This is a genomic window from Salipiger pentaromativorans (assembly GCF_024721115.1).
GTDB lineage: Bacteria > Pseudomonadota > Alphaproteobacteria > Rhodobacterales > Rhodobacteraceae > Salipiger > Salipiger pentaromativorans.
Genome location: NZ_JAMDHK010000001.1, coordinates 229,164 through 255,010 on the forward strand (window position 1 = coordinate 229,164; position 25,847 = coordinate 255,010).

The window sequence follows — 25,847 nt, forward strand, 5'->3', positions numbered from 1 at the left end:
CGCTTATCAGGAGACACGCCCATGACCATCCGCCCCCTCTTCGACGCCAACGCCTCGGCCGGAGGCCGCGATCTGGGCAATCTGCCGGACTGGGATCTGAGCGATCTCTACCCCTCCCAGGACGCGCCCGAGCTGAAGCGCGATCTCGACTGGCTTGAGGACGCCTGCGCCCGCTTTGCCACCGATTACGAGGGCAAGCTCGGCACGCTCGACGCGGCGGGCTTCCTCGAAATGGTGCAGCGCCACGAAAAGATCGAGTCCGTGGGCGGGCGGCTCATGTCCTATGCCGGGCTGCGCTATTACCAGCAGACCACCGATGCGGAACGCGCCAAGTTCCTCTCGGACCTGCAGGAAAAAGTCACCAACTACACCACCCCGCTGGTGTTCTTCTCGCTGGAACTCAACAGCATCGAGGACGCGCCCTATGAGGCGCTCTTCGCCGCCGACACCGATCTGGCCCGTTACAAACCCGCCTTCGACCGCATCCGCGCGATGAAACCCTATCAGCTCTCCGACGAGCTGGAGCGCTTCCTGCACGACATGGGCGTGGTGGGCGACGCCTGGATGAAGCTTTTCGACGAAACCATCGCCGGGCTGGAATTCACCATCGACGGCGAGGAGCTGTCGATCGAATCCACCCTCACGCTGATGACCGAACAGGACCGCGCCAAGCGCGAGGCGGCGGCGCATGAGCTGGCCCGCGTCTTTGGCGAGAACATCAAGACCTTCGCCCGCGTGCACAACACCCAGACCAAGGAAAAGGAAATCATGGACCGCTGGCGCGGCATGCCCACCGCCCAGACCGGACGGCACCTCAGCAACGATGTGGAGCCCGAGGTGGTCGAGGCGCTGCGCGACGCGGTGGTCGCCGCCTATCCGCGCCTGTCGCACCGCTATTACGAGCTGAAGCGCAAATGGCTGGGGCTCGACGTGATGCAGGTCTGGGACCGCAACGCGCCGCTGCCGATGGAAAGCGACCGGATCGTCGGCTGGGACGAGGCGCAAACCACGGTGATGGAGGCCTATGCGGGCTTCGATCCCCGCATGGCCGAGATCGCCGAGCCGTTCTTCAGCAAGGGCTGGATCGACGCGGGCGTGAAGCCCGGCAAGGCGCCCGGCGCCTTCGCCCATCCCACGGTGACCGACGTGCACCCTTACGTGATGCTGAACTACCTCGGCAAACCGCGCGACGTGATGACGCTGGCGCATGAGCTGGGCCACGGGGTGCACCAGGTGCTGGCTGCCGGTCAGGGCGAGATGCTGGCCTCCACCCCGCTGACGCTGGCCGAGACGGCATCGGTCTTCGGCGAGATGCTCACCTTCCGCGCGCTGCTCGACAAGGCGAAGGACCAGAAAGAACGCAAGGTCATGCTGGCGGGCAAGGTCGAGGACATGATCAACACGGTGGTGCGCCAGATCGCGTTCTACGATTTCGAATGCAAGCTGCACGCGGCGCGGCGCGGCGGCGAGCTGACGCCCGACGACATCAACGCACTCTGGATGTCGGTGCAGGCGGAAAGCCTGGGCTCGGCCTTCGAGTTCATGCCGGGCTACGAGACCTTCTGGGCCTATATCCCGCATTTCGTGCATTCGCCCTTCTACGTCTACGCCTATGCCTTCGGCGACGGGCTGGTGAACGCGCTCTACGCGGTCTACGAGGAAAATCCCGAAGGCTTTCAGGAGAAGTATTTCGACATGCTGAAGGCGGGCGGCTCCAAGCACCACAAGGCGCTGCTGGCGCCTTTCGGGCTCGACGCGTCGGATCCGAAATTCTGGGACAAGGGCCTGTCGATGATCGAAGGCTTCATCGACGAGCTGGAGGCGATGGAGGACTGACCGGCCCCCCGGTGAGTCGCGCCCGGGTCAAGGATCGGCGCAGCCGACCGCACGCAGCGCGGCCTGTCCTTGAGGCGGGCGCGACTCGCCTCGCACAATCGACAAGGCGCTCTGAGGGCAGACCTGCCCCTCAGACGCCTCTCGGCAGATCGCCGCGACAGATCCCAAAGGCACCACGCCCGGACCGCCGGGCAAAACGGCCCCCACAGGCGCCCGCCCGAGGCGCGGGCCGCAGGCCGGCGCCGAGACAAACCGCGCGCGGCAGAGCCGCGCTCCGCCGGATCACGCCAACCGGCTTACTTCAACTGAGAATCCTTGGAGCCCCGCCGGTTGATCCCCCCGCGCGTCCGAAACGCCCCGTCGCGCTCCTGCTGACAATCGATGCAGAGCTTCACGCCCGGAATCGCGCTGCGCCGCGCCTCGGGAATCGGTTCTTCGCATTCCGCGCAATGGGTCAGGCTCTCGCCCACCGGCGCGCGGCGCGCCCGCATCCGCTCGAGCTCGTCCGAAATCGACGCCTCGATCTGTTCGTTCACCGCCCCGTCGCGGCTCCAGCCTCCGGCCATGGCACACCTCCAGGCCCGGTAGAATAGGCGCCTCCGCGCCGGCTGACCAGAGCCATTGAATTTCCCCGTCCGCACCTATCTAGACAGGAAAAGGAGTGCCGCCCATGATCCGTTTCCTCACCGCGCTGGCCGCGCTGCTGATCGCCCTGCCGGCCTTTGCCGCGCAGAGCTTCACCTTCGACAATATCGACGGCGGCACGCTCTCGCTCGACCAGTGGAAGGGCCGCCCCGTGCTGGTGGTGAACACCGCTTCGCAATGCGGCTTCACCCCGCAATATGACGGGTTGCAGGCGCTTTACGACCGCTATCGCGACCGCGGGCTGATCGTGCTGGCGGTGCCCTCCGACGATTTCCGGCAGGAACTGGCCAGCGAGGCCGAGGTCAAGGCCTTCTGCGAGGTGAATTTCGACCTCAATCTGCCGATGACCACCATCACCCATGTCCGGGGCGCGGCGGCGCATCCGCTCTATCTCTGGCTCGCCGCGCAGGGCTTCGAGCCGAACTGGAATTTCAACAAGGCGCTGATCGCGCCGGACGGGCGGTTCGTCGCCGGCTGGGGCGCCACCACCCGCCCGCTCTCCGCGCCGGTCACGGCGCAGATCGAGGCGCTGCTCGACTGACCGCGCCGCGCTCCGGCAGCCCCGGAGCGCGGCACGCCCGGTCAGGCGGTTTCGTGGCTGAGGATGGCGTAGATCTGATCCTTCAGCGCTGCGCGTTTCTTGCGCAGATCGTTCTCGGCGAGGCTGTCCATCGGCTCGACATTGGTCTCGACGCGGTGCACCTGACGATTGATGTCGTGATACTGCGCCATCAAATGCGCAAAGTGTTTGTCGCTCTGTTTCAGCGCCGAGATCCTGTCGGCATAGGCCGGAAATTCTTCGGCCAGCTCGTGCGGAACGTGGGACATGCGGCGTCTCCTCCTGTTATGATCCGTTACCCGGATCACAAACTTGCATGTGCCGCGCGGCCCCGGCCTTGACCGGGATCAAACCCGGCACGGTTTTGCGCCGCTATTGCCGGGACTTGCGCCAGCCCGCGGCGCGGGCCTCGGCCTCGGAACAGAACCAGCGTTCACCCTTTTGCGGGCTGATCCGCGTATTGCCGTAATAGCGCTGTCCCGGCACATGATAGATGCGCTTGCCATCGCGCGAGATATTGCCCTTGATCACGCAGCCCGCCGGCGCGCTCGCCGCATTCGCCGCCGCGGCCCCGTTGCGCGCCGCCGCCCGGAACGCCGCCGGAGACTGCACGCCCGCGCCATGCAGGCCGCGCCCCTGCACCGCCGCGCCCTTTTCCTCCAGATCGTAGTCCATCGAATAGCGCCGGTAGGCAAAGGCGAGCCCGTCGCGCACCAGCGCCCGGCCGATATCCGTGCCCGCAACCGTGCAGCGCGCCACCACCCGCCCGTATTGATCGGTATCCAGCGCCTCGCAGCGCGCGCGGCGCCCGTCATAGCGCGCCCGCACCTCGCCGGTCACCCAGGCGCCGCAGGCCCACATGGGAGAGCCGTTGCCGCCGCACATCTGATCCGCCTCGGGCGCGTCGATGCCGTGCAGCCGCACCCGCGTGCCGCCCACATCCACCGTATCGCCGTCGATCACCCGCAGCCGCCCCGAAGGGCCGGCCTCGGCAGCCGCCGAGACGCAGAGCAGCAGAACAAGAGCTGAACAAAGTCTAAACATGGCGCCTGATCTCTGCGCGCGGACCAGGGATTGCAAGGCGATTTCCGCGCTCTCGTCGCGGCCATGTTGCCGCAGCCGGGACCAAGGCTCAGCGCTGCGCGCTTTGCCAGGCGGGATGGCTCCAGGGGTCGGCGGGCTCGGGGGGCAATTGCCGCCCCAGAAGATGGTCCGCCACCTTCTCGCCCACCATGATCGACGGCGCGTTCAGGTTGCCATTGGGGATGCGCGGAAAGACCGAGCTGTCGGCCACCCGCAGCCCCGCCACCCCGATCACCCGCGCCTCCGGATCGACCACCGCGCCCGGATCGTCCGCCCGCCCCATCCGGCAGCTGCCGCAGGGGTGATAGGCGCTCTCCACATGGGTGCGCAGGAAATCGTCGATTTCGTCGTCGCTCTGCACCGCCGCGCCGGGCTGGATCTCGTGCCCGGCGAAGGGTGCAAAAGCCCCCTGCGCAAAGATCTCGCGCGTCAGCCGGACGCAGGCACGGAACTCTTCCCAGTCCTGCGCATGGCTCATGTAGTTGAAGCGGATGCGCGGCGGCGTGGCGGGATCGGCGGCGCGCAGGGTCACCGCCCCGCGCGAGAGCGAGCGCATCGGCCCGACATGGGCCTGAAACCCGTGCCCCTCGGCGGCGGCCTTGCCATCGTAGCGCACCGCCAGCGGCAGGAAATGGAACTGGATGTCGGGATAGGCCACCCCCGCCCGCGAGCGGATGAAGCCTGCGCTTTCGAACTGGTTCGAGGCGCCCGGCCCGCTGCGGGTCAGCAGCCATTGCGCCCCGACCAGCGCCTTGCCCAGCGGGTTCCAGTAGCGGTAGAGGCTCACCGGCAGCCGCGCCGCCATCTGGAGATAAATCTCCAGATGGTCCTGAAGATTCCGTCCCACGCCCGGCCGGTCCGCCAGAACCGGCAGGCCATGCTCGGCCAGATGCGCCCCCGGCCCCACCCCCGACAGCATCAGCAGCTTTGGCGTGTTGATCGACGAGGCGGCGAGGATCACCTCGCGCCCCGCCCGGATCACCCGCAGCCCGCCGCGCGTGGCGATCTCGACCCCGGTGGCGCGGCCCTCTTCTATCACCACCCGTGTCGCCAGCCCGCGCAGCACCCGCGCGCCCAGTCGCTGCGCCGGGCGCAGATAGGCGTTGGCCGCCGACCAGCGCCGTCCGCGCCAGACGGTCATGTCGAAGGGGCCGAACCCCTCCTGCTGCGCGCCGTTGTAATCGCCGGTCACCGGATAGCCCGCCTGACGCCCGGCCTCGACAAAGGCGCGCACCAGCGGATTGCGGCGGCTGCCGCGCGTCACATGCAGCGGCCCCGCCTGTCCGCGCCAGGCGGGATCGCCGCCATGGCCGCCGTCATGCCAATGCTCCATCCGCTTGAAATAGGGCAGCACATCCGCATAGCCCCAGCCGGTCGCGCCGGTCTCGCGCCAGTGATCGTAGTCCCGCGCATGGCCGCGCACATAGACCATGCCGTTGATCGAGGACGAGCCGCCCAGCACCTTGCCGCGCGGCACCGCCAGAACGCGCCCGCCGAGATGCGGCTCGGGCTCGGTGGCAAACCCCCAATCATAGCGGCGCATGTTCATCGGATAGGAGAGCGCGCCGGGCATCTGGATGAAAGGGCCCGCGTCGGTGCCGCCGAATTCCACCACGATGACCGAGCGCCCGGCCTCGGCCAGCCGATAGGCCAGCGCGCAGCCCGCCGAGCCGGCGCCGACGATGACGTAATCCGCCTGCCCGCTCACCGGATGTCCGCCAGAGCATGGGCGGCAGCGATCACCTCCTCCGCCGCGCCCGCCACGCCTTCGCCCGAGAGCGCCGCGCGCAGATAGACCCCGTCGATCAGCGCCGCGATACGCCGCGCGGCAAGCTGCGGCGCGGCGGCGCGCGGTTGCAGCGCGTGGACAAGGTTGGACCGGAGCCGCGCCTGATAGACGCGCAAGAGACGCGCCGCCTGCGCATCCCGGCGGGCCAGAACATAGAAGTTGAGCCAGGCCGACACGGTGGCCGGCGCAAAGCAGCTTTCCGAGAAATTGGCGGCGATCAGCGCCTCCAGCCGCCGCCCTTCGGGCGCCGTGCGCAGCGCGGCACGGACCTCGGCGCCGTAATCGGTCAGGATCTGGCGCATGGCGGCCAGAAAGATATCGGCCTTGCCACCGAAATAGTGATGCGCAAGGGCCGGCGACATTCCGGCCCGGCGCGCGATCTGTCCGACGGTCACGTCGAGCGTGCCCGCAAGGCCCACCTCTTCGACCGTCGCCGCCAGAAGCGCCGCCCGGCGCTTCGGCTCCTGTCCCATTCTGGGCATCCGCCCCTCCGCGAAACCGTATCGCGGAAAGGCTAAATCAGGTTGATTGACTCATCAATCAATAAAAATCGCGCCGCCTTGGGGCGGGCCGGGATCACAGTTCCAGCGTTCCCAGCACACGATTCTGCGGCAGCCGCGCGACTTCCATGCCGCCATCGGTGCGGCGCAGATTGTAGCCGTAGCCGCGCATCCGGAAGCGCCATTCGGCCTCGGACAATACCTTGGCGCGTTCGTTCAGCAGGAAGCTGCGCACTTCGTTCATGTCTTCGGTCAGTTTATTTTCAGCAAACATATCACTCTCCATCAGCTCTTCGCCTGACCCCGAACCTGCGGGCGAAATAAGGCGAAACTGCGCAACGGATGTGGATTTTTCTGGAATTGGAAACGGTGCGTTTCCAGCCTCGCTCAGCCGTGGGTTTCCGGCCCCGATGGCGAGATGCGCCGCTTCAGCACCGCCTCGCGCCAGGTGATGAACAGCACCGAACTCATGATCACCATGCCGCCCGCGACCACCCAGGCGTCCACCGGCTCGGCGAAGAACAGCGCGCCGATCAGCACCGACCAGACGAGTTGCAGGAAGCTGACCGGCTGCGTCACCGTGACCGGCGCCGCCGCAAAGGCCAGCATCATCGTGTAATGCCCGCCCGTGGCGAAACAGGCGACACCGAAGAGGATGCCCAGATCGCCCAGCGTGGGCGTCACCCAGACGGCAAGCGCAAAGGGAAACAGCCCGATCGTCACCGTGATCGACAGCAGCGCGACGATGATCGCCGGGCTCAGCACGTTCGAAATGATCTTGGCGATGAGATAGGAGATCGAGAAGGCCAGCGCCGTGGCAAGCATGGCGAAATGGCCGGGCGAGAGTTCGCGGAACCCCGGGCGCAGGATCAGCAGCGCCCCGCCAAGCGCCGCGGCGATGGCGAGGATCCGGCGGATGGCAAGCCGCTCGCCCAGAAAGAACACCGCCAGGATCGTGACATAGACCGGCGAGAGATAATTGATCGCCGTAACCTCGGCCAGCGGGATGCGCGACATGGCGAAGAACCAGCAGATCACCCCCAGTGTCTGCAACGCGCCGCGCAACGATACCAGCCCCAGTTGCCGGCGGGTCAGACGCAGGCTGCGCAGGCCGCGCCAGGCCGGCAGCAGAAAGACGAGGCCCAGCAGGTAGCGCAGAAAGGCCGACTCGGCCGCCGGCATGCGCGGGCCCATCAGCTTGACCAGAGCGGTCACGCCGACAAAGCACAGTCCCGACAGGATCATCCAGAGAATGCCCCGCACCGGGGCCGATACGGCAGCGTTCATGGCGCAGACTGTTAGCGCAGGACCGGCGGCACGCAAGGCCAAAGCGCCGTGCGCAGGCTGATCACTCCAGAAGCAGCTTTGCCGCGATGGCCCACATGACGAGGCCGATCCCCAGATCCAGCCCCCGCCAGGCGGCGGGCCGGGCAAAGACCGGCGCCAGCGCACGGGCGCCATAGCCAAGCGCGAAGAAGAACATCAGCGAGGCGCTCATCGCCCCAAGGGCAAAGCCCACGCGGTTGTCATATTGCGCCGAGACCGCGCCCAGCAGCACCACCGTATCGAGGTAGACATGCGGATTGAGCCAGGTCAGCGCCAGGCAGGTCATAAGCGCCGCGCGCAGGCTGCCCGCCTCCGGCCCCGCCCGCAGGCTTTCACCGCCGCGCCAGGCCGCGCGCAGGGTCCGTGCCCCGTACCACAGCAGAAACCCCGCCCCGAGCCAGCGCATGGCGGTCTCCAGCCCGGGCAGCGCGGCGCTGAGCGCTCCGAAACCGGCCACCCCCGCCGCGATCAGCACCGCATCCGACAGGGCACAGAGCGCGCAGACCGCGAAGACGTGCCGCCCCGTCAGCCCCTGCCGCAACACAAAGGCATTCTGCGCGCCGATCGCCACGATCAGCGACAATCCCAGCGCAAACCCCGCCATCACCACCTGCATCCGCCCTGCCCTTCTCAACCGTCACCTGCCTGCTGCGCAGCGGCCTAGCACGGGCGGGTGCATCACCCTAGTTAATTAAATTGTACTCTGTTAAGTTTGGCTAATGTCACACGATCCCGCCCAGCTTGCCGCCCTCGACGCGGTCCTGCGCCTCGGCAGCTTCGACGCCGCGGCGCGGGCGCTGCATGTGACGCCCTCGGCGGTCTCGCAGCGGATCAAGGCGCTGGAGGACCGCATCGGCACGGCCCTGATCGTGCGCGGCACCCCCTGCAACGCCACCCCGGCCGGCATGCGTCTGGCGCGCCACGCCTCCGACATCGCCTTGCTCGACGCGGCGCTGGCGCGGGATCTGGCGCTGCCCGCCGCGCCGGCCCGGCTGCGGCTTGCGGTGAATGCCGACAGCCTCGCGGTCTGGTTCCTGCCGGCGCTCGCCGGGCAGGAGATGCTGTTCGACATCGCACTCGACGACGAATCCCATTCCGCCGACTGGCTGCGGCGCGGCGAGGTGTCGGCGGCGATCACCGCCCATGGCCGCGCGGTGCAGGGCTGCGATTCCCACGCGCTTGGACAGATGCGCTATATCGCCACCTGCGCGCCGGCCTTCCACGCGGCGCATTTCTCCGGCGGTGTCACCGCCGAGCGCCTGCGTCACGCGCCGATGCTGCAATTCAACGCCAAGGATACGCTTCAGCACGACTGGCTGCGCCGCGTCACCGGCTCGGCGCTGGCCCCGCCCGCGCATCGGCTGCCCTCGTCGCAGGGCTTTGTCGAGGCCGCGCGGCTGGGGCTTGGCTGGGGGCTGAACCCCGAAGTGCTGGTCAGCGGCGCCATCGCGCGCGGAGAGCTAGTGCCGCTGCTCCCCGATCAGCCGCAGGAGGTGGCGCTGTTCTGGCAGGTCAACCGGCTGGTGGCCGGCGCGCTCCGGCCACTGACGGGCGCCGTCCTCCGCACCGCCACCGCGCGGCTGAGACCCTAGCCGATGCTCTTTGCCAGCACCCGGCTGATCGTGGTCAATGTCTCTCCGCTTTCCGCCCGCCATGTGTTGAAGGCGTCCTGAACCGCCTGCATCGCCTTGCGCGAGCCTGGCGCCTTGTCGATCACCCCTTCCGCCACCAGCCGCGCCACCACATCCTTGCTGAGAATGAAGCTGTCCTTGCCCATGCTGCGCAGCAGATAGGCGCCGGTGCCGCCGCCCAGCCGCGCGCCCTCGCGCTTCAGCCAGTCGAGCAGGCCGATGAAATCCTCCTCCGGCCAGTCCGCCACCCTGCGCCCGAATCCGCCGGTTCCCTCTTCGGCAAGGGCGCGGAGAAAGGTGGCGTTGTCGCGGATCGCGGCGATCTTCGGTGCCGAGCGGATGACCCGCGTATCGGCGACCAGCTCGTCGAACCATGCCTCGGACATCATCGACACGGCGCCCACGTCGAACCCGCGAAACGCCGCCTCGATCTCGGGCCATTTCTTGTCGACCACCGTCCAGCTTATGCCCGCCTGAAAGATCCCCCGCGCCATCCCCGCAAGCCAGCGGTCATCGGGAATGGCCGCGATCTCCTCCACCGGTTTCGGTACGGGGCAATCGGCAAGCACCGCCTCGCGGCTGCCCTTGCGGGCCACGGCAATGTCCAGGATCTCTTCAAAGCGGTGCATGGGCCCTCTCCGGTTCGCCGGTTCCATCGGGAGACTGCCGGAAAGCCCGCGGGCCGTAAAGAACAAATTAAGAACGGACGCCCTTCGCAGGGCGGCCGGAACGCCGTGTCAGTCGGCGCCCGGCGGCACACGGTCGAGCGTCTGCGCGACGCGTTCGAGGGCGGCGTCAGGATTCACCGCCATGGGCCGGCCGGTGAAATCGTCGATCACCGTTTGCGGGCGCTCCGGCATCTGCCCGCCGGCGAAGACCCAGCTCAGCCAGACAAGGAACATCGCCGCCACAAGGCCCAACCCGCCCCAGATCCCCCAGAGGGGCACGCGGTGCTGGTGCTGCTGCTTTTGAAGATCGGTATTGGGCGCCGACATGGGAACCTCCTCGATTTTTCCGGGCCTGCGGTTGCCGCCCGTCACGCATGGGCCTAACACTTTGCCTGCCGGCCCGGTTCCGGCGCCGTTCCAGCCCAAGGATGCGAGACATGAAAGACGCGAGCCCCCAGACGATCCATCTCGAGGATTACACACCGTTCGGCTGGCAGGTCGCCGATGTCCATCTGACCGTCACCCTGGCGCCCCGGGCCACGCGGGTGACCTCGCGCATCCACTTCACCCCCGCCCCGGACGCCCCCGCGCAGAGCTTCTTCCTGCACGGCGAGGAACTGACGCTGATCCGCGCGGCGATCGACGGAGAGACCGTCACCCCCGAGATCACGCCGCAGGGGCTGACCTGCGCGGTGCCCTCGGGCCCGTTCCTCTGGGAAGCCGAGGTCGAGATCGCGCCCGAGGAGAACACTGCTCTCGAAGGGCTCTACATGTCGAACGGCATGTATTGCACGCAATGCGAGGCCGAGGGGTTTCGCAAGATCACCTATTACCCCGACCGCCCCGACGTGATGTCCACCTTCACCGTGCGCATCGAGGGCGACGAGGCGGTCAAGCTATCGAACGGCAACCCCACCGGCAGCGGCGAGGGCTGGGCCGAATGGCACGATCCCTGGCCGAAACCGGCCTATCTCTTTGCGCTGGTGGCCGGCGATCTGGTGAACCACCCCGGCAGTTTCACCACGATGTCCGGCAAGACGGTCGAACTGAACATCTGGGTCCGCCCCGGCGACGAGGGCAAATGCGCCTTCGGCATGGAGGCGCTGAAAGCCTCGATGAAATGGGACGAAGAGGTTTACGGGCGCGAATACGATCTGGATATTTTCAATATCGTTGCGGTCGATGACTTCAATATGGGCGCGATGGAGAACAAGGGGTTGAACATTTTCAACTCCTCCTGCGTTCTCGCCTCTCCCGAGACCTCGACCGACGCGAATTTCGAGCGCATCGAGGCGATCATCGCGCATGAGTATTTCCACAACTGGACGGGCAACCGCATCACTTGCCGCGACTGGTTCCAGCTTTGTCTGAAAGAGGGGCTGACGGTGTTCCGCGACAGCCAGTTCACCTCTGACATGCGCTCGGCCGAGGTGAAGCGGATCTCGGATGTGATCGACCTGCGCGCGCGCCAGTTCCCCGAGGATCAGGGGCCGCTGTCGCACCCGGTACGCCCGGAAAGTTTTCAGGAGATCAACAACTTCTACACCGCAACGGTCTATGAGAAAGGCGCCGAGGTCATCGGCATGCTCAAACGCCTCGTGGGTGATGCCGATTACGCCAAGGCGCTGGATCTCTATTTCCAGCGGCATGACGGCGACGCGGCCACCATCGAGGATTGGCTGAAGGTGTTCGAGGATGCCACCGGCCGCGACCTCACCCAGTTCAAGCGCTGGTATTCGCAATCGGGCACCCCGCATCTCAGCGTCGCCGAAGACTATGCCGACGGCACCTACACGCTGACCTTCAGGCAGGATACGCCCCCCACCCCCGGCCAGCCCGAGAAGGCGCCGCAGGTGCTGCCCATCGCCGTGGGGCTGCTCAATCCCAATGGCGACGAGGTGGTGCCGACCACGGTGCTGGAAATGACCGAAGGCGAGCAGAGCTTCTCCTTCGAGGGGCTGAGCAGCAAGCCGGTGCCCTCGATCCTGCGGGGTTTTTCCGCCCCTGTGGTGCTCGAACGGGAGAGCAGCGCCGAGGAACGCGCCTTCCTTCTGGCCCATGACACCGATGCCTTCAACCGCTGGGAGGCCAGCCGCGATCTGGCCCGCGCCAGCCTTTTTGCGACGATCACCACGGGCGCGGCGCCCGATACCGCCTGGCTCGACGCGCTGGAACGGGTGGTGCGGGAAGATACGCTCGACCCGGCGTTCCGGGCGCTGATGCTGGCGCTGCCGACCCAGTCGGAACTGGCGCAGATGCTACATGCCAAGGGCGTCACGCCCGACCCGGACGCGATCTATGCCGCCACCGAGGCGCTGCGCAACGCCATGGCCGAGCGCTGGCAGGCCGCGCTTCCGGCGCTGATGGCCGAAGCGAAGGTCGATGCGGCCTACAGCCCCGACGCGGTGCAATCGGGCAAGCGGGCGCTGGGGAATGTGGTGATGGCGCTGCAAACCCGGCTCGACGGCGGTGCCGCCGCGCAGGCGCAGTTCGACGCCGCCGACAATATGACGCTGCAACTCGGCGCGCTGAGCTGTCTGGTGCAGGCCGGCGCCGAAGAGGCGGCTCTGGCCGCTTTCGAGGCGCAGTGGAAAGACGACCGGCTGGTGATGGACAAGTGGTTTGCGCTACAGGTCGCGGCGACGGCGCCGCAAAACGCCGCCGCCCGGGCCGAGGCGCTGACGCAGCGGGCCGATTTCGACTGGAAGAATCCCAACCGGTTCCGCGCGGTCTTCGGCTCGCTGGCGATGAACCATGCGGGGTTCCACGCCAGGGACGGGCGCGGCTACAGGCTGCTGGCGGACTGGCTCATCAAACTGGATGAAAAGAACCCGCAGACCACGGCGCGGATGTGCTCGGTCTTCCAGACCTGGAAACGTTATGACGCCGACCGTCAGGCGCTGATGAAAGCCGAACTGGAACGCATCGCCGCCAAGCCCGGCCTGTCGCGCGACGTGACCGAGATGGTGACCCGGCTTCTGTCCTGACCGGCTGCCGCGCGCGGCCCCTGCAAGGCGAAAGGCGGCGGCGCCCCGCGCGGGGCGCCCCTTACCGCGCCTGTGGATAGGTGATGATCGACAGATAGCGCGAGGGCAGCTCCATCAGCACCTCGGGCCCGTGCGGCGCATCGGAATCGAACAGCAGCGAATCGCCCGGTTCCAGCAGGTAGAGCTGATCGCCGTGACGGTAATTGATCACCCCTTCCAGCATATAGATCAGCTCGATCCCCTCGTGCTGGAAGGCCGGAAAGCGGTCGCTCTCGCTGTCGAGCGTGATCAGATAGGGCTCCACCACCACACCGGAATTGTTCGACCCGATATGGCCCAGCAGGTTGTACTGATGGCCCGCCCGTGTGCCCGCGCGCTCGATCTCGGCGCCCTGGCCCGCCTTTACATGCATTGCGCCGCGCGGCTCCTCGAAGCCGGAAAATAGCTGCACCAGCGGCACCCGCAGCGCATTGGCCAGCGCCTGAAGCGTGTTGAGCGAGGGCGAAATCACCCCGTTCTCGATCTTCGACAGCATGCCGACCGACAGGCCTGTCTGCTGGGCCAGCTCGGATCCGGTCATGCGCTGGCGCTTGCGCAGCTCGCGCACCTGCCGCCCGATGGCCACTTCGAGGTTCTTTTCCCGCAGCTCGCGGACGGCATGCGGGTTCTGGTTCAGTTTCGACCGGGAGCCGTTCTTCATACTCTTTCCATCGCCGGTTGGGGTGTCCCGTGGTGCAGGCGCGGCGGTGGGCATGTCAACCCTCCTCCCGGATCACAAAGCCCTGACCGACGTGGGCACGGCGGGGGACGGGGACGGAAAACCGGCGATGGATGGTCATACACACCTCACGTTTTGAAACAGCTCCGGTAGAGCGGCAGGATATTGTCCTCGGTCATCGGCACCGGGTTGGTGCCCGCGGTCGGGTCTTTCAGCGCGGCGGCGCACAGCACGCCGAAATCGGGATCGGTGACGCCCAGCGCGTCGAGCGTCGCGGGGATGTCCAGCGCCGCGATCAGCCCTTCGGTAAAACCGTAGAAGGCGTCAAAACTCGGCTCCAGCCCCAGATAGGCGGCGGCACGGGCGAGCTTGTCCTCGATAGCGAGCCGGTTGAAGCGCAGCACCGGCAGCATCACCACCCCGTTGGTGGTGCCGTGATGGGTGTCGTAATGCGCGCCGATGGGATGGCTCAGCGAATGGATCGCCCCCAGCCCCTTCTGAAAGGCCGTCGCCCCTGCCGCCGCCGCCGTCATCATCTGCGCCCGCGCCTCAAGGTCGGTGCCGTCCCTGTAGGCGCGCAGAAGGTAGTCCTTGCAAAGCCGCATGCCTTCCAGCGCGATGCCGTCGCCCATCGGGTGATAGGCAGGCGAGCAATAGGCTTCGAGACAATGGGCAAAGGCGTCCATGCCTGTGCCTGCGGTGATCGCGGGCGGCATGCCCACGGTCAGCTCCGGGTCGCAGATCACCTGCGCGGGCAGCATCTTGGGATGAAAGAGGATCTTTTTCTCATGCGTTTCGGAATTGGTCAGCACCGCCGCCCGGCCCACTTCCGAGCCGGTCCCGGCGGTGGTGGGCACCGCCACAATCGGCGCGATGGCCGAGGCATCGGCGCGGGTCCACCAGTCGCCGATGTCCTCGAACTCCCAGACCGGGCGGCTCTGCCCCGCCATGAAGGCGATGAGCTTGCCCAGGTCCAGCCCCGAGCCGCCACCGAACGCGATCACCCCGTCGTGGCGCCCCTGTTTGAACATCACCACACCCACGCCCAGATTGCGCTCGTTCGGGTTGGGATCGACATCGGCGAACAGATCCGCGTCAAAGCCCGCGCGGCTGAGGATCTCCAGCGCCCGCGCGGTGATCGGCAGATCCGCCAGCCCCCGGTCGGTGACCAGCAGCGGTTTCTTGATGCCTGCGGCGCGGCAGGCCTCGGGCAGCTCGTCGATCCGGCCCGCACCAAAGCGGATGGCGGTGGGGTAGGACCAGTTGGCGGAAAGCGTCATGGGTCGTGTCCTTGCTGTCTTGTCTTGCGGCTACGATTTCAGCCGGCTGTGCGTCGGGTCGTAAAGGGGCGCGAGCGTCACCTCGCAGGGCACGCGCTCGGTCGCCACCTCCAGCTCGTAGCGCCCGCTTTCGATATAAGCGCGGGTCACGCCCTCGGGGTTCCTGATATAGCCCATGCCGATGGATCGCCCGAGCGTATGGCCGAACCCGCCGGAGCTGAGATAACCCACCCGCACGCCATCGCGGAAGATCGTCTCGCGGCCCAGCAGGATGACCTCCGGCGCGGCGGTGAAGGTCGCAAGCATCCGTTTGACGCCCGCCTCCTTCTGCTTGACGATGGCCTCGCGCCCCCGGAAGGCCGGTTTCGAGAGTTTCACCGCAAAACCCAGACCCGCCTCCAGCGGCGTGGTATCCGGCCCGATGTCGCCCGCCCAGGCGCGATAGCCCTTTTCCAGCCGCAGCGTCTCGATGGCGCGATAGCCCGCATCCACCAGCCCGTGATCGGCGCCCGCCATATGCAGCGCGGTATAGACCGTGAGCGCGTATTCCACCGGCAGGTGCAGCTCCCAGCCCAGCTCGCCCACGTAGGAGACGCGCAGCGCCCAGACCGGCGCGCCCGCGATGGCAAGTTTCTGCGCGGTGCCGAAGGGGAAAGCACCGTTCGACACATCCGCGCGGGTGACATGGTGCAGGATGTCGCGTGCCCTTGGCCCCATGAGCGAGAGCACCGCATAGCCCGAGGTCACGTCGATGAGCTGGGCATTGGCGCCCGCCGGGATACCGCGCTTGATCCAGTCGAAATCGCGGGTGGCAAAGCCGGTGCCGGTGACGATGTAAAACGCGTCCTCCGCCACGCGGGCCACGGTCACATCCGCCTCGATCCCGCCCTTGTCGTTCAGCATCTGCGTATAGGTCAGGCTGCCCACCGGGCCGCTGACATCGTTGGCGGCGATCTGCTGCAACACGGGTTCGGCGTCCGGCCCCTTGAGCGTGAACTTGGCAAAGCTCGTCTGGTCGATCAGCACCGCCGCCTCGCGCGCGGCCCTGTGCTCACGCGCCACCGCCTTATGCCAGTTGGGCCGCTGGAAGGTGTAGATATCCTTGGCCGGCTCTCCCTCGGCGGCGAACCAGTTGGGCCGCTCCCAGCCCAGTTTCTCGCCGAACACCGCGCCCTTGGCCTTCAGCCGCTCGTAAAGCGGCGAGCGCCGCGCCGGGCGGCCGCTGTCGTGTTCCTCGGAGGGCCAGGCCATGGTGTAATGCTTGCCATAGGCCTCGACCGTGCGGGTGCGCACCCAGTCCGTATCGAAATGCGGGCGGCCAAAGCGGCGGATGTCCACCGGCCAGAGGTCGAAGGGCGGCTCGCCCTTGGCCACCCATTCCGCCAGCGCCATGCCCGCACCGCCGCCCGAGGCGATGCCAAAGGCGTTGAACCCGGCGCCGACAAAGAAGCCCGGCTGCTCCGGCGCCTCGCCCAGAATGAAATTGCCGTCCGGGGTGAAACTCTCCGGCCCGTTGGTGAGCGTCTTGATCCCCGCCGTTTCCAGTGCGGGCACGCGGCCCAGCGCCAGTTCCATGATCTGTTCGAAATGGTCGAAATCGCTGTCGAGCAGCGTGTAATGAAAGCCTTCGGGAATCCCCGAAACGGCCCAGGGCTTGGGGTTCGGCTCGTAGCCGCCCATGACCAGCCCGCCCACCTCCTCCTTCCAGTAGGTCAGCCGGTCGGGGTCGCGCAGCGTCGGCAGGTCGCGGGTCACACCGTCGATGGGTTCGGTCACCATATACTGGTGTTCCATCGAGACGAGCGGCACGGTCACGCCCAGAGGCGCCGCGAAATCGCGGGTCCACTGGCCGCAGCAGGCCACCACGATGCCGGTCTTGATAAAGCCGTGCTGCGTCTCGACCCCGGTGATCACGCCTTTTTCGCGGGTGACCGAAAGCACTGCGCAATCCTCGATGATCCGCGCGCCCGCCATGCGCGCGCCCTTGGCCAGCGACAGGGTGATGTCCGAGGGGTTTGCCTGCCCGTCCGTGGGCAGAAAGGCCGCGCCCACCACGTCGCTCACATCCATGAGCGGCCAGAGCACCTGCGCCTCTTTCGGCGTCAGCAGCTGCATGTCGAGGCCAAAGCTGCGCGCGGTGGTGGCCTGGCGCTTGACCTCGGTCCAGCGCTCCTGATTGCAGGCCAGCCGCAGCCCGCCGTTGCGCTTCCAGCCGGTGGCCTGCCCGGTCTCCTGCTCCAGCGTATCGTAAAGCTTCACCGAATAGCCCAGAAGCTCGGTGATATTGGCCGAGCTGCGCAGCTGGCCGACCAGCCCCGCCGCATGGAACGTGGTGCCCGAGGTCAGCTTGTGACGTTCGAGCAGCACCACCTCCCAGCCGAGCTTGGCCAGGTGATAGGCCGTCGAACAGCCGATGATCCCGCCGCCGACGATGACCGCCTGCGCGGTGGTGGGAAAGTCGTTCATGCGCCCTCCTTCCAGGCGTCCAGTGCTGCGGCGTAGCGGGCAAGGTTCTCTGCCGTATAGGCCGCGTAGTCGAAATCAATCTCGGAGGTCAGCTCCGACACCATGCTCCACATCGCCTCGCGCAAGAGCGAGCCGCATTTCATGGCGCCGTAGCGTCGCATATAGCCCGTGTCGGGAGTGTGACCGTGATAGAGGCGCAGCATCTCGGCCTCCGCCTCTTCGGGAAGACCCGAATTGCTGGCGAGCCCGCCCAGATCGAAAAGCGCGGAGTTGAAGCCGCCATATTCCCAGTCGACCAGCCAGAAGCGCCCGTCCTCGGCCCGCAGGATGTTCTGCGGCAGGAGGTCGTTGTGCCCGAGGATCAGCCCGACCTTGCCCACCGCCGCCTCCAGCTCTGCCGCCTCGCCCATGAGGCGCGGCAGCTTTGCCAGATGCGGCGATCCGCGTTCGGTCAGGAAGGCCGCGTAGGTGCGGAGCACATGAAAGACCCAGAAGGTCAGCACAGGGCCTGTGACGCGCGGCGTCAGTTCGCGGTGCACGCGGGCGACCAGCGCCACGACTTGCGACAGCGTTTCCGGCTCGTGCAGATCGGCCTCGGCCAGCGCCTGCGAGGTCACGAAATCGGTGACCATGATCCCCGGCTCGGCATGGCGCAGCGCGGGCGAGATCCCCGCCTCCGCCGCCGCCGCCGTCAGGGCGCGTTCGTTCCAGCGCATCACCAGATGTTCCGGGATGTCCTGCCCCAGCCGCACCACATATCGGCGCCCGCCGTCGGTGACGACGTAGTTCAGATTGGTGATCCCGCCGGACAGCGGTTCGATCGTTACCGGGCCGGACCAGAAGCCCATCGCCCGCACGCGGTCTTCGGGAGTCATGCGGCGGCGTGTCCTTTCGCCGGGGCGGTCCTGGACCTTCCGACTGCGCCGGGGCCAGCCCTCCGCTCAGGCGGCAAACCGGGCGCGATCCCGCAAATTCTCATCACCCTTGTGCTCCGTTTGTGCAGGTTTTCCTCATGGTTACAAATCTTCACCCATGCGCAATAAACTTTCTTGCCGATCCGGCGGGGCGGTGAGAGTTTGCCAAAGACGCGCGGCGCGTTGCCCAAGGATGAGGCAGCGGCCCAAAGCCGGGGAGACGGACATGCATTTTCTCGTCCTGCAACATGAGCGGATCGAACATCCGGCGAGCTTTCGCGCGATGATCGAGGGCGCCGGGCATCACTGGACCCCGGTGCATCTGAACGAGGGCGAGGCTCTGCCCGCGCTCGACGGGGTCGATGCGCTTTGGGTGCTGGGCGGGCCGATGGATGTCTGGCAGGAAGACGCACACCCCTGGCTCAAAGCCGAGAAAGCCTTTATCCGCGAGGCGGTTGTGGGCCGCGCCCTGCCCTATCTCGGGCTCTGTCTCGGCCATCAGCTTCTGGCCTGCGCGCTTGGCGGCGATTGCGGACGGGGTCAGGCAGAGGTGGGCATTCTGCAAGTGACGCAGACCGCAGCCTCGCCGTTTCTGGAGAGCGTGCCCGACCCTCTGGACGTGCTGCAATGGCACGGGGCCGAGGTAACGGCGGTGCCCGAGGGCGCAAACGTGCTTGCCCGCTCTCCGGCCTGCGCCGTGCAGGCGATGAGCTGGGGGCCACGTGCCTTCTCCACGCAGTTTCACCTCGAAGTGGAGCCCGACACGGTGGCGCTATGGTCGGCGATCCCGGAATATGCCCGATCGCTGGAAGACACCCTCGGCATCGGCGCCGTGGCGCGGCTCGAGGCAGAGGCCCAGGCGAAGATGGCGGGCTTTACGACCGCCGCGCGCCAGGTCTTCGACAACTGGTGCCGGGAATGCGGGATCCCCTCGGCAGAGATCGCCCCGGCCCAGAACTGACACGTCGAAGAACTCCGGGGCGGCAACGGATCCCCGCGCGGATCGTTCGGTCGGGCGCGCTGCCATGCATCCGAAATATTCCCATAAAGAATAAATTATTCATATCAAGATAGAGACTCGCCCAAACGGCAGTCACCGTTCACGCATTGCCTGTGAAACGGGCAGATCCGAGGCAAACGCACCGCAGATTGAACAAACAAGGGGAATCCACCGCTTGGGCCCATCGTCACGTTTTGCCCTGAGGAAACTTTATTCACTCCTGATTTCAGGAGGCACGACCCTCCCACACATAAAATCCGCAATGGGGAATTATGAACGATGGAACAGGAACTCGCCGCGCTGACTGAGCGGTTGGCTGCTCTGGAGAGCAGCACCGCGATGTCGGGCACGATCAATTCGGAAATCTTCTACTGGTGGTGTACGGCGCTGATGATCGCCATCCACGCAGGTTTCCTGGCCTATGAAATGGGCGCCAGCCGCGTGAAGAACGTGCTGGCCTCGGGGATCAAGAACATCCTCGCCTTCGCCTTCATGGTGCCGACCTTCTATTTCTTCGGCTGGTACATCTACCTGTCCTTCTACAACGGCCTGCTGCCCGCCGAGGACGCCTCGGGCCTGCCGTGGGAGCTGTCGATGGGGCCGAACCTCGCCGACAACGCCACCGGCATCTTCTGGGCCGCCTTCACGCTCTTTGCCGCCACCACCGCCTCGATCTTCTCGGGCGCGGTGATCGAGCGCATCCAGACCGCGGGCTTCCTGATCCTGGCGATCCTGCTGGGCTCGGTCGTGTGGATCCTGGGCGGCGCCTGGGGCTGGCACCCGACCGGCTGGCTGACCGTCAAGTTCGGCTATCACGATGTGGGCGCCGCCGGCGTCGTGCACATGGTCGCGGGCTTCTTCGCGCTGGGGGTGCTGCTGAACCTCGGCCCGCGCGTGGGCAAGTTCAACGCGGACGGCAGCGCCAATGCGATCATGGCGCATAACGTGCCCTTCACCATCACCGGCCTGATGCTGATCATCGTGGGCTTCTTCGGCTTCCTCGGCGGCTGCATCATCTACATGCCCGGCGAACAGTGGATCAACATCTACGGCCAGCCGACCACCCTGTCCGCCTTTGCCTTCAACACCCTGATGGGCATGGCCGGCGGCATCATCGGCGCCTGGGTCAAGACCCGCGATCCGTTCTGGATGATGTCCGGCGCGCTGATCGGCATCTTCGCCGCGGCCTCGGGCCTCGATGTCTACTATCCGCCGGTGGCCTTCGCGCTCGGCACCTTCGGCGGCTTCGTCGTGCCGATGGTCGCCACCCAGCTCGAAAAGATGGGCATCGACGACGCCGTGGGCGCCTTCCCGGTGCACGGTGTGGGCGGCCTGATCGGCGTGGTGTCCTGCGGGATCTTCGCCGCCGGCTATCCGAACGTCGATGGCATGCCGCCGGTCACCCTCTGGGGCCAGATCGTCGGCGCCGTGACCATGGCGGTGCTGGGCTTTGTGCCGGGCTATGTCGCCTCCTACATCCTGAAAGTGCTCGGCCTGCTGCGCGTGCCGGATCACATCCAGGAAAAGGGCCTCGACATCGTCAAGGTTCCGGTCGCGGCCTATCCCGAGAGCTACACCCCGGCTCCGGTCAACACTGCAACCCCCGATGCCGCCGCTACCCCGGCCGAGTAAGAAAGGATCTTTCTCATGAACACCTCTCCGATCGAAAGCTGGGACGGCGCCGAAGCCTATTTCACCTTCGCCGACAAGCCGGCCATCATGATGCTGTTCCTGCTGATCGCCGTGGTGATCACCTTCGGCACGATCATCATCGCGGCGGTGCACGAAAAGCACGCCTACAACAATCACTGACGTCCCTTGGTCTGTGAAAAGGAAGGGGGCGGCCCATGCGGGCCGCCCCCTTTCACTTGCGCCGAAGCGCCCGCTGGCCCGGGATCGGACGGCGCTTTAGCCCAGCGTGAAGGCCCGCAGCGCCGCCGCGTCGCGCAACCCGATCCGCCCGTATCCAAGCGTGATCCAGCCTGCGGCCTCGAACCGTTTCAGCACCGTGTTGACCGTGTGGCGCGAGGCATTGGCCATCTCGCTCAGCTCCGACTGGGTCACGCTTCCGTGCCAGAGCCGATCCGCCTCGGCCTCCTGCGCGCCGTTCTCCAGAATCCGCAGCAGAACCGAGGCGATGCGCAGATCCGCCTTGCGGATCAGCACTTCCGACAAGGCCCGCGCCATCAGCACCTGATTGTATTCCGACAGCGACAGGACCTCGCGCTGCGCATCGGGCCGGTCGCGGATCACCCGCTCGACCGCCGGCAGCGCGACGCTGGCCACCCGCGACGGCTCCATCGCGCGGAAGGCCAGATAGCGCGGCCGGCCCGAGGTCAGCGGCCCCTGCCCGAACCAGGCGCCCGGGCGGAAGATATGCACCAGCACCACCCCCGCCGCCTCGCTCTGGGTGTAGACGCCGAAACTGCCCTCGACGACACCGTAGATGCCGCCGGGACCGTCGCCGATGTGATGGGTATATTCGCCTTGGGCAAACCGCTGGAGATGCGCCTCCCGCCGCAGCGCCTGCCGGAATCCTCCGGAGCGCTCGCCCAGCCAGCCCCGTTCGGCCACGGTCCATAGACTGGCCATCTCTGTCTCGATCAGTTTCATGTCGCGAAAGGTCGTGAAAAGAGTGCTTAAATTCGTTCCGATTGTCGGCTTTTGAACAATCTTGCCGGGGAAGCGCAATAGAGAAGGCGCGGGGTTGATGATCCTCGATCATCACGGTTTCTGGTCTTCTCGGTAAAGGTTGAGCCCTCAGGCCACGCGCGGGCGCGTTCCCGCGCGTGGCCTGCTTGTATCCGCGCGCCTTCTCCGCTTTCGCATCACGCTTGCCCGTGAGCGCCGAAACCCCGCCTATTTCCTGACATTCCGCCGCTTTGCCCGCGTCGCTGCGCCGCAGAAACTTCACGTTCATCGCCTAGAGCCGATGCTGAAACACAGGATCGGACCGCGAATCAGCAGGAGCAACCGGGATGTTTTCACTGGACGGGCAGAAGGCCCTTATCGTCGGAATCGCCAACGAGCACTCCATCGCCTGGGGCTGCGCCCGGGCGCTGCGCGCACAGGGGGCCGAGATCGCGGTCACCTATCTCAACGACAAGGCCGAACGCTTTGTGCGCCCGCTCGCCGAAGAGCTGGGAGCCGAGATCATCCTGCCGCTGAATGTCAGCGAACCGGGCCAGCTCGACGCGGTATTTGCCGAGATCGAGTCGCGCTGGGGGCGGCTCGATACGCTGCTGCACTCCATCGCCTTCGCACCGATGGAAGATCTGCACGGGCGGGTCATCGACAGCTCGGCCGAGGGGTTCACCCTGGCCATGGATGTCTCGGTGCATTCCTTCCTGCGCATGATCCGCCTTGCCGAACCGCTGATGCCGCAGGGCGGCACCTGCCTCACGGTGTCCTTTTCGGGCTCCATGCGGGTGGTGAAGAACTACAATATCATGGGCCCGGTGAAGGCGGCGCTGGAAAGCGCCGTGCGCTATGCCGCCGCCGAACTGGGCGAGAAGGGCATCTCGGTGCATGCGCTCTCGCCCGGCCCGCTCAAGACCCGCGCCGCCTCGGGGATCGGCCATTTCGACGATCTGCTGAACAGCGCCGCCGAGCGCGCGCCGATGCATGTGCTGGCCAGCATCGAAGATGTCGGCGCCATGGCCGCCTTTCTCGCCGCGCCCGAGGCCAGCCACCTCACCGGCGGCATTCACGAGATCGACGGCGGCTATTCCATCACCGCCTGATCCCGATGCCGGTTGTGCCCGCCCCGCGCGCTAGAGATAGTGCCCCGGGGACGCGCACGCCCCTTCCGACCCCGAGACAAGAGCCAATCGCATCATGACCACCACCTCCGTCGCCCTGACCCTCAACGCCGGCAGTTCCTCGCTCAAGTTCGGCCTCTTCTCGATCGAGAGCACGCCGGTGGAAATGGCGGTGGGGCTGATCGAATCCATCGGCAAGACACCCCGGCTCAAGGCCAGCTTCGGGCCTGGCATGTCGCCGGTCAGCCGCGATCTCACCCCGGCCGAGGCCGCCGATCACAAATCGGCGCTGGCCACCGCGCTCACGGTGCTGCGCGAGCATTTTCCCGATGCCAGGGCCAGCGCGGTGGGCCACCGCGTGGTGCATGGCGGGCCGAGCTATGACAAGCCGATGGTGCTGACCCCCGAGGTCATGACCGAGCTGCGCCGGCTCTCGCCCTTTGCGCCGATCCACCAGCCGCACAACCTCGCCGGCATCGAGGCGGCGGTCGCGGCCTTTCCCGACGCGCTTCAGGTCGCCTGTTTCGATACCGCCTTCCACCGCACGCACCCCAAGGTGAACGATGTCTTCGCCCTGCCCCGCGAATATTACGACAAGGGTGTGCGGCGCTACGGGTTCCACGGGCTGAGCTACGATTACATCTCGGGCGAGCTGAAGCGCATCGCGCCGCTGATCCACGACGGCCGGGTGATCGTCGCGCATCTGGGCAACGGTGCCTCCATGTGCGGGATGATCGGCGGGCGCTCGGTGGCCTCGACCATGGGCTTCACCGCGCTCGACGGGCTGCCGATGGGCACACGTACCGGCCAGATCGACCCGGGCGTGATCTTTTACATGGTGCAGCAGGAGGGCATGAGCATCGACGAGGTGCGCCAGCTCTTCTATTCGAAATCCGGTCTGCTGGGCCTCTCGGGCCTGTCGAACGACATGCGCGCGCTCGAGGCCGCCGGCACCGTCGAGGCCAATGAGGCCATCGACTATTTCGTCTTCCGCATCCGCCGCGAGCTGGGCGGTCTGGCCGCAGCCCTCGGCGGGCTCGACGCGCTGGTGTTCTGCGGCGGCATCGGCGAAAACTCGCGGCTGATCCGCGAACGGGTCTGCGAAGGCATGGGCTGGATCGGGCTCGAGCTCGACCGCGAGCGCAACGGACGCAACGACACGGTGATCTCGACCGGGATGAGCCGCGCGCGGGTCATGGTGGTGCCCACCAACGAAGAGCTGGTCATCGCCCGCGCCGCCAAGCATTTCCTCGACACGCGGGACTGACGGGCGGGCGGCGCATGGATGCGTATTCCCGAACGTAAGGAATCCCTGACTCGGCCCGGAAAGGGGAATGATGCTAAAGATTTCCCACCGGGTCCGTGAGACGCTCGGCACCGTTTCCAGGATAGATCGGAGGCGGAACAAACCGCATAGCTGCATCCTTTTTTCAGCACGCACCGGGGGGCGGGCCAAGTGCCGCCTCCCGGCTTTTGCGTGGGGTGACGGCGCGGAACTCCGCTGCTAGGATGCGGAAACGCAACGGGAAAGTGTTTTCATGGCGACTTACGAATACAAGGTTGTTCCCGCCCCCGCCAAGGGCGAGAAGACGCGCGGCGTCAAAGGGCCCGAGGGGCGCTTCGCTTTTGCCATCGAAAGGCTGATGAACGAGATGGCGGCGGAGGGCTGGGAATACCAGCGCGCCGAAACGCTGCCCAGCGAGGAACGCAGCGGGCTGACCTCCAGCCAGACGGTCTGGCGCAACCTGCTGGTGTTCCGCCGCCCGCGCGGCGCCGAGACGGCAGAGCCCCCCGACACGCTCGAAGGCCGCCGTCTGGCCGCCGCGCCCGATCTCGTCGAGGAGGATGACGAGACCGAGGCGCCCGGCAGCGCCGCCCCCGAAGCGGCGCCCGCCATGACCCCGGGCGAGGAGGCCGAGAACGACGCGGCGCCGATGCGCCTGGGCGCCCCGATCACAAGCGACAACGGGGTAGAGGACACGCTTTCGCTCGACGGGCCCAGCAGCATCCTCGCCGACCGCGCGGCGCGTCTGCGGCAGAGTTCCGCGGCCGAATAACCGCCCCGCCGCCTCGGCACGGCGCCCCGCGCCGCCGCAAAGGTTTCAACCTCTCGCGCAATCGTGCATGGCCGTTGGCTGGACGCAGCGGGGCCGGAGGCGCATCCTTCTGCAACACCGATACAGGAGGAGGACCACCATGACCCGCCGAGGTTTCCTCGCCGCCAGCGCCGCGGCGCTGGGTCTGGGCCCCGTTCTGGGCCCCGCACAGGCCAATGCCGCCGAACGGTTCGAGATCACCCGCAGCGAAGCCCAGTGGCGCGCGATGCTCAGCGATCTGGAATACCGCGTGATGCGCGAGGAAGGCACCGAGCGCGCCTTCACCTCGCCGCTGAACGACGAGAAACGCGCGGGCACCTTCCTGTGCCGGGGCTGCGACCTGCCGCTCTACGCCTCCGATACCAAGTTCGACAGCGGCACCGGCTGGCCCTCGTTCTACCAGGCGCTGCCCCGTGCCATCGCCACCAAGCCCGACCGCAAGCTCTTTGTCACCCGCACCGAATGCCACTGCCGGCGCTGCGGGTCGCATCTGGGCCATATCTTCGACGACGGCCCCGCCCCCACGGGCAAGCGCCACTGCATCAACGGCGTGTCGCTGCGGTTCCGCCCGGCCTGACACGACCGGCA

26 protein-coding genes are annotated in these 25,847 nt (G+C 66.8%); 11 read left to right on the forward strand and 15 right to left on the reverse strand.

All coding sequences use genetic code 11. From position 1 onward, the window contains the following. Positions 1 to 21: 21 nt before the first annotated feature. Complete coding sequence (locus tag M4578_RS01030) at positions 22 to 1,836, forward strand: M3 family oligoendopeptidase (protein ID WP_258091573.1); 1,815 nt, start codon at positions 22 to 24, stop codon at positions 1,834 to 1,836. 296 nt (positions 1,837 to 2,132) lie between these two features. On the opposite strand, the gene M4578_RS01035 is transcribed toward M4578_RS01030, so the two are convergent. Next, positions 2,133 to 2,402, reverse strand: a complete 270-nt coding sequence (locus tag M4578_RS01035) for a DksA/TraR family C4-type zinc finger protein (RefSeq protein WP_258091574.1) — start codon at positions 2,400 to 2,402, stop codon at positions 2,133 to 2,135. A 104-nt stretch (positions 2,403 to 2,506) separates the two neighbouring features. Between M4578_RS01035 and M4578_RS01040 the strand changes: the two genes are divergently transcribed. Continuing rightward, positions 2,507 to 3,022, forward strand: a complete 516-nt coding sequence (locus tag M4578_RS01040) for a glutathione peroxidase (protein ID WP_258091575.1) — start codon at positions 2,507 to 2,509, stop codon at positions 3,020 to 3,022. A gap of 41 nt (positions 3,023 to 3,063) precedes the next feature. Here the strand turns inward: M4578_RS01040 and M4578_RS01045 are convergent, their stop codons facing one another. The 7 genes from M4578_RS01045 to M4578_RS01075 form a co-directional block, all read right to left on the reverse strand. Beyond that, a complete protein-coding gene (locus M4578_RS01045) occupies positions 3,064 to 3,309 on the reverse strand; it encodes an HP1242/YdcH family protein (protein ID WP_258091576.1) in 246 nt (81 codons plus the stop codon). Between the two features lie 103 nt (positions 3,310 to 3,412). Then, positions 3,413 to 4,084: a thermonuclease family protein gene (locus tag M4578_RS01050; RefSeq protein WP_258091577.1), complete on the reverse strand. Its 672-nt coding sequence runs from the start codon at positions 4,082 to 4,084 to the stop codon at positions 3,413 to 3,415. Positions 4,085 to 4,172: 88 nt separating this feature from the next. Then, positions 4,173 to 5,831 (reverse strand): choline dehydrogenase, encoded by a 1,659-nt coding sequence (betA, locus tag M4578_RS01055; protein WP_258091578.1) that lies wholly within the window; start codon positions 5,829 to 5,831, stop codon positions 4,173 to 4,175. Then, a complete protein-coding gene (betI, locus tag M4578_RS01060; protein WP_258091579.1) occupies positions 5,828 to 6,394 on the reverse strand; it encodes a transcriptional regulator BetI in 567 nt (188 codons plus the stop codon). The genes betA and betI overlap by 4 nt, the downstream gene beginning before the upstream one ends. Positions 6,395 to 6,488: 94 nt before the next feature. Next, positions 6,489 to 6,686, reverse strand: a complete 198-nt coding sequence (locus M4578_RS01065) for a hypothetical protein (RefSeq protein WP_258091580.1) — start codon at positions 6,684 to 6,686, stop codon at positions 6,489 to 6,491. A gap of 113 nt (positions 6,687 to 6,799) precedes the next feature. Beyond that, on the reverse strand, positions 6,800 to 7,699 hold the full coding sequence (locus M4578_RS01070; RefSeq protein WP_258091581.1) for a DMT family transporter: 900 nt from the start codon (positions 7,697 to 7,699) through the stop codon (positions 6,800 to 6,802). Between the two features lie 61 nt (positions 7,700 to 7,760). After that, positions 7,761 to 8,354, reverse strand: coding sequence for a LysE/ArgO family amino acid transporter (locus M4578_RS01075; RefSeq protein WP_258091582.1), 594 nt, complete (start codon positions 8,352 to 8,354; stop codon positions 7,761 to 7,763). Between the two features lie 103 nt (positions 8,355 to 8,457). Between M4578_RS01075 and M4578_RS01080 the strand changes: the two genes are divergently transcribed. Next, positions 8,458 to 9,330, forward strand: coding sequence for a LysR family transcriptional regulator ArgP (locus M4578_RS01080; protein WP_258091583.1), 873 nt, complete (start codon positions 8,458 to 8,460; stop codon positions 9,328 to 9,330). On the opposite strand, the gene M4578_RS01085 is transcribed toward M4578_RS01080, so the two are convergent. Then, the gene (locus M4578_RS01085; protein ID WP_258091584.1) at positions 9,327 to 9,998 is read right to left on the reverse strand and encodes a DNA-3-methyladenine glycosylase I; all 672 of its coding nucleotides are present in this window, start codon (positions 9,996 to 9,998) and stop codon (positions 9,327 to 9,329) included. The genes M4578_RS01080 and M4578_RS01085 overlap by 4 nt on opposite strands. Before the next feature lie 108 nt (positions 9,999 to 10,106). After that, positions 10,107 to 10,364, reverse strand: a complete 258-nt coding sequence (locus tag M4578_RS01090) for a hypothetical protein (RefSeq protein ID WP_258091585.1) — start codon at positions 10,362 to 10,364, stop codon at positions 10,107 to 10,109. A gap of 110 nt (positions 10,365 to 10,474) precedes the next feature. Here M4578_RS01090 and pepN point away from each other — a divergent pair, with 110 nt between their 5' ends. Continuing rightward, entirely contained in the window at positions 10,475 to 13,024 is a 2,550-nt protein-coding gene (gene pepN, locus M4578_RS01095) for an aminopeptidase N (RefSeq protein ID WP_258091586.1), read from the forward strand. A 61-nt stretch (positions 13,025 to 13,085) separates the two neighbouring features. On the opposite strand, the gene M4578_RS01100 is transcribed toward pepN, so the two are convergent. From M4578_RS01100 to M4578_RS01115, 4 genes are all read right to left on the reverse strand, one after another. Then, a complete protein-coding gene (locus tag M4578_RS01100) occupies positions 13,086 to 13,724 on the reverse strand; it encodes a helix-turn-helix domain-containing protein (protein WP_258091587.1) in 639 nt (212 codons plus the stop codon). A 146-nt stretch (positions 13,725 to 13,870) separates the two neighbouring features. Continuing rightward, positions 13,871 to 15,022 (reverse strand): iron-containing alcohol dehydrogenase, encoded by a 1,152-nt coding sequence (locus tag M4578_RS01105; protein WP_258091588.1) that lies wholly within the window; start codon positions 15,020 to 15,022, stop codon positions 13,871 to 13,873. Between the two features lie 30 nt (positions 15,023 to 15,052). Next, entirely contained in the window at positions 15,053 to 17,488 is a 2,436-nt protein-coding gene (locus M4578_RS01110) for a GcvT family protein (protein ID WP_258091589.1), read from the reverse strand. After that, positions 17,485 to 18,363: a choline/ethanolamine kinase family protein gene (locus tag M4578_RS01115; protein WP_258091590.1), complete on the reverse strand. Its 879-nt coding sequence runs from the start codon at positions 18,361 to 18,363 to the stop codon at positions 17,485 to 17,487. The genes M4578_RS01110 and M4578_RS01115 overlap by 4 nt, the downstream gene beginning before the upstream one ends. A gap of 265 nt (positions 18,364 to 18,628) precedes the next feature. On the opposite strand from M4578_RS01115, the gene M4578_RS01120 reads away from it, so the two are divergent. From M4578_RS01120 to M4578_RS01130, 3 genes are all read left to right on the forward strand, one after another. Beyond that, positions 18,629 to 19,363: a type 1 glutamine amidotransferase gene (locus M4578_RS01120; RefSeq protein WP_258091591.1), complete on the forward strand. Its 735-nt coding sequence runs from the start codon at positions 18,629 to 18,631 to the stop codon at positions 19,361 to 19,363. 318 nt (positions 19,364 to 19,681) lie between these two features. Then, positions 19,682 to 21,034 carry an ammonium transporter gene (locus M4578_RS01125; protein ID WP_258091592.1) on the forward strand — a complete coding sequence of 451 codons (1,353 nt, stop codon included), beginning with the start codon at positions 19,682 to 19,684 and terminating at the stop codon, positions 21,032 to 21,034. Between the two features lie 15 nt (positions 21,035 to 21,049). Next, positions 21,050 to 21,214 carry a hypothetical protein gene (locus M4578_RS01130; protein ID WP_258091593.1) on the forward strand — a complete coding sequence of 55 codons (165 nt, stop codon included), beginning with the start codon at positions 21,050 to 21,052 and terminating at the stop codon, positions 21,212 to 21,214. A gap of 96 nt (positions 21,215 to 21,310) precedes the next feature. Here the strand turns inward: M4578_RS01130 and M4578_RS01135 are convergent, their stop codons facing one another. Beyond that, a complete protein-coding gene (locus M4578_RS01135) occupies positions 21,311 to 22,015 on the reverse strand; it encodes a Crp/Fnr family transcriptional regulator (RefSeq protein ID WP_258091594.1) in 705 nt (234 codons plus the stop codon). 365 nt (positions 22,016 to 22,380) lie between these two features. Between M4578_RS01135 and fabI the strand changes: the two genes are divergently transcribed. From fabI to msrB, 4 genes are all read left to right on the forward strand, one after another. Further along, the gene (gene fabI / locus M4578_RS01140) at positions 22,381 to 23,145 is read left to right on the forward strand and encodes an enoyl-ACP reductase FabI (RefSeq protein WP_258091595.1); all 765 of its coding nucleotides are present in this window, start codon (positions 22,381 to 22,383) and stop codon (positions 23,143 to 23,145) included. Between the two features lie 94 nt (positions 23,146 to 23,239). Then, entirely contained in the window at positions 23,240 to 24,430 is a 1,191-nt protein-coding gene (locus M4578_RS01145; RefSeq protein WP_258091596.1) for an acetate/propionate family kinase, read from the forward strand. A 271-nt stretch (positions 24,431 to 24,701) separates the two neighbouring features. Then, entirely contained in the window at positions 24,702 to 25,220 is a 519-nt protein-coding gene (locus tag M4578_RS01150; protein WP_258091597.1) for a DUF4177 domain-containing protein, read from the forward strand. A 139-nt stretch (positions 25,221 to 25,359) separates the two neighbouring features. Beyond that, positions 25,360 to 25,836: a peptide-methionine (R)-S-oxide reductase MsrB gene (gene msrB, locus M4578_RS01155; protein WP_258091598.1), complete on the forward strand. Its 477-nt coding sequence runs from the start codon at positions 25,360 to 25,362 to the stop codon at positions 25,834 to 25,836. The last annotated feature ends 11 nt before the right edge of the window (positions 25,837 to 25,847 follow it).

Excerpts from the sequence above, each read along its gene's own strand:
- fabI (WP_258091595.1), top strand. The coding sequence starts at position 22,381 with ATGTTTTCACTGGACGGGCAGAAGGCCCTTATCGTCGGAATCGCCAAC.
- M4578_RS01045 (WP_258091576.1), bottom strand. The coding sequence starts at position 3,309 with ATGTCCCACGTTCCGCACGAGCTGGCCGAAGAATTTCCGGCCTATGCC.
- M4578_RS01070 (WP_258091581.1), bottom strand. The coding sequence starts at position 7,699 with ATGAACGCTGCCGTATCGGCCCCGGTGCGGGGCATTCTCTGGATGATC.
- M4578_RS01080 (WP_258091583.1), top strand. The coding sequence starts at position 8,458 with ATGTCACACGATCCCGCCCAGCTTGCCGCCCTCGACGCGGTCCTGCGC.
- M4578_RS01035 (WP_258091574.1), bottom strand. The coding sequence starts at position 2,402 with ATGGCCGGAGGCTGGAGCCGCGACGGGGCGGTGAACGAACAGATCGAG.
- betI (WP_258091579.1), bottom strand. The coding sequence starts at position 6,394 with ATGCCCAGAATGGGACAGGAGCCGAAGCGCCGGGCGGCGCTTCTGGCG.
- M4578_RS01105 (WP_258091588.1), bottom strand. The coding sequence starts at position 15,022 with ATGACGCTTTCCGCCAACTGGTCCTACCCCACCGCCATCCGCTTTGGT.
- M4578_RS01135 (WP_258091594.1), bottom strand. The coding sequence starts at position 22,015 with ATGAAACTGATCGAGACAGAGATGGCCAGTCTATGGACCGTGGCCGAA.
- M4578_RS01125 (WP_258091592.1), top strand. The coding sequence starts at position 19,682 with ATGGAACAGGAACTCGCCGCGCTGACTGAGCGGTTGGCTGCTCTGGAG.
- M4578_RS01130 (WP_258091593.1), top strand. The coding sequence starts at position 21,050 with ATGAACACCTCTCCGATCGAAAGCTGGGACGGCGCCGAAGCCTATTTC.
- M4578_RS01120 (WP_258091591.1), top strand. The coding sequence starts at position 18,629 with ATGCATTTTCTCGTCCTGCAACATGAGCGGATCGAACATCCGGCGAGC.
- M4578_RS01050 (WP_258091577.1), bottom strand. The coding sequence starts at position 4,084 with ATGTTTAGACTTTGTTCAGCTCTTGTTCTGCTGCTCTGCGTCTCGGCG.
- M4578_RS01100 (WP_258091587.1), bottom strand. The coding sequence starts at position 13,724 with ATGAAGAACGGCTCCCGGTCGAAACTGAACCAGAACCCGCATGCCGTC.
- M4578_RS01110 (WP_258091589.1), bottom strand. The coding sequence starts at position 17,488 with ATGAACGACTTTCCCACCACCGCGCAGGCGGTCATCGTCGGCGGCGGG.
- M4578_RS01030 (WP_258091573.1), top strand. The coding sequence starts at position 22 with ATGACCATCCGCCCCCTCTTCGACGCCAACGCCTCGGCCGGAGGCCGC.
- M4578_RS01150 (WP_258091597.1), top strand. The coding sequence starts at position 24,702 with ATGGCGACTTACGAATACAAGGTTGTTCCCGCCCCCGCCAAGGGCGAG.
- msrB (WP_258091598.1), top strand. The coding sequence starts at position 25,360 with ATGACCCGCCGAGGTTTCCTCGCCGCCAGCGCCGCGGCGCTGGGTCTG.
- M4578_RS01090 (WP_258091585.1), bottom strand. The coding sequence starts at position 10,364 with ATGTCGGCGCCCAATACCGATCTTCAAAAGCAGCAGCACCAGCACCGC.
- M4578_RS01075 (WP_258091582.1), bottom strand. The coding sequence starts at position 8,354 with ATGCAGGTGGTGATGGCGGGGTTTGCGCTGGGATTGTCGCTGATCGTG.
- M4578_RS01115 (WP_258091590.1), bottom strand. The coding sequence starts at position 18,363 with ATGACTCCCGAAGACCGCGTGCGGGCGATGGGCTTCTGGTCCGGCCCG.
- M4578_RS01085 (WP_258091584.1), bottom strand. The coding sequence starts at position 9,998 with ATGCACCGCTTTGAAGAGATCCTGGACATTGCCGTGGCCCGCAAGGGC.
- M4578_RS01145 (WP_258091596.1), top strand. The coding sequence starts at position 23,240 with ATGACCACCACCTCCGTCGCCCTGACCCTCAACGCCGGCAGTTCCTCG.
- M4578_RS01040 (WP_258091575.1), top strand. The coding sequence starts at position 2,507 with ATGATCCGTTTCCTCACCGCGCTGGCCGCGCTGCTGATCGCCCTGCCG.
- pepN (WP_258091586.1), top strand. The coding sequence starts at position 10,475 with ATGAAAGACGCGAGCCCCCAGACGATCCATCTCGAGGATTACACACCG.
- M4578_RS01065 (WP_258091580.1), bottom strand. The coding sequence starts at position 6,686 with ATGTTTGCTGAAAATAAACTGACCGAAGACATGAACGAAGTGCGCAGC.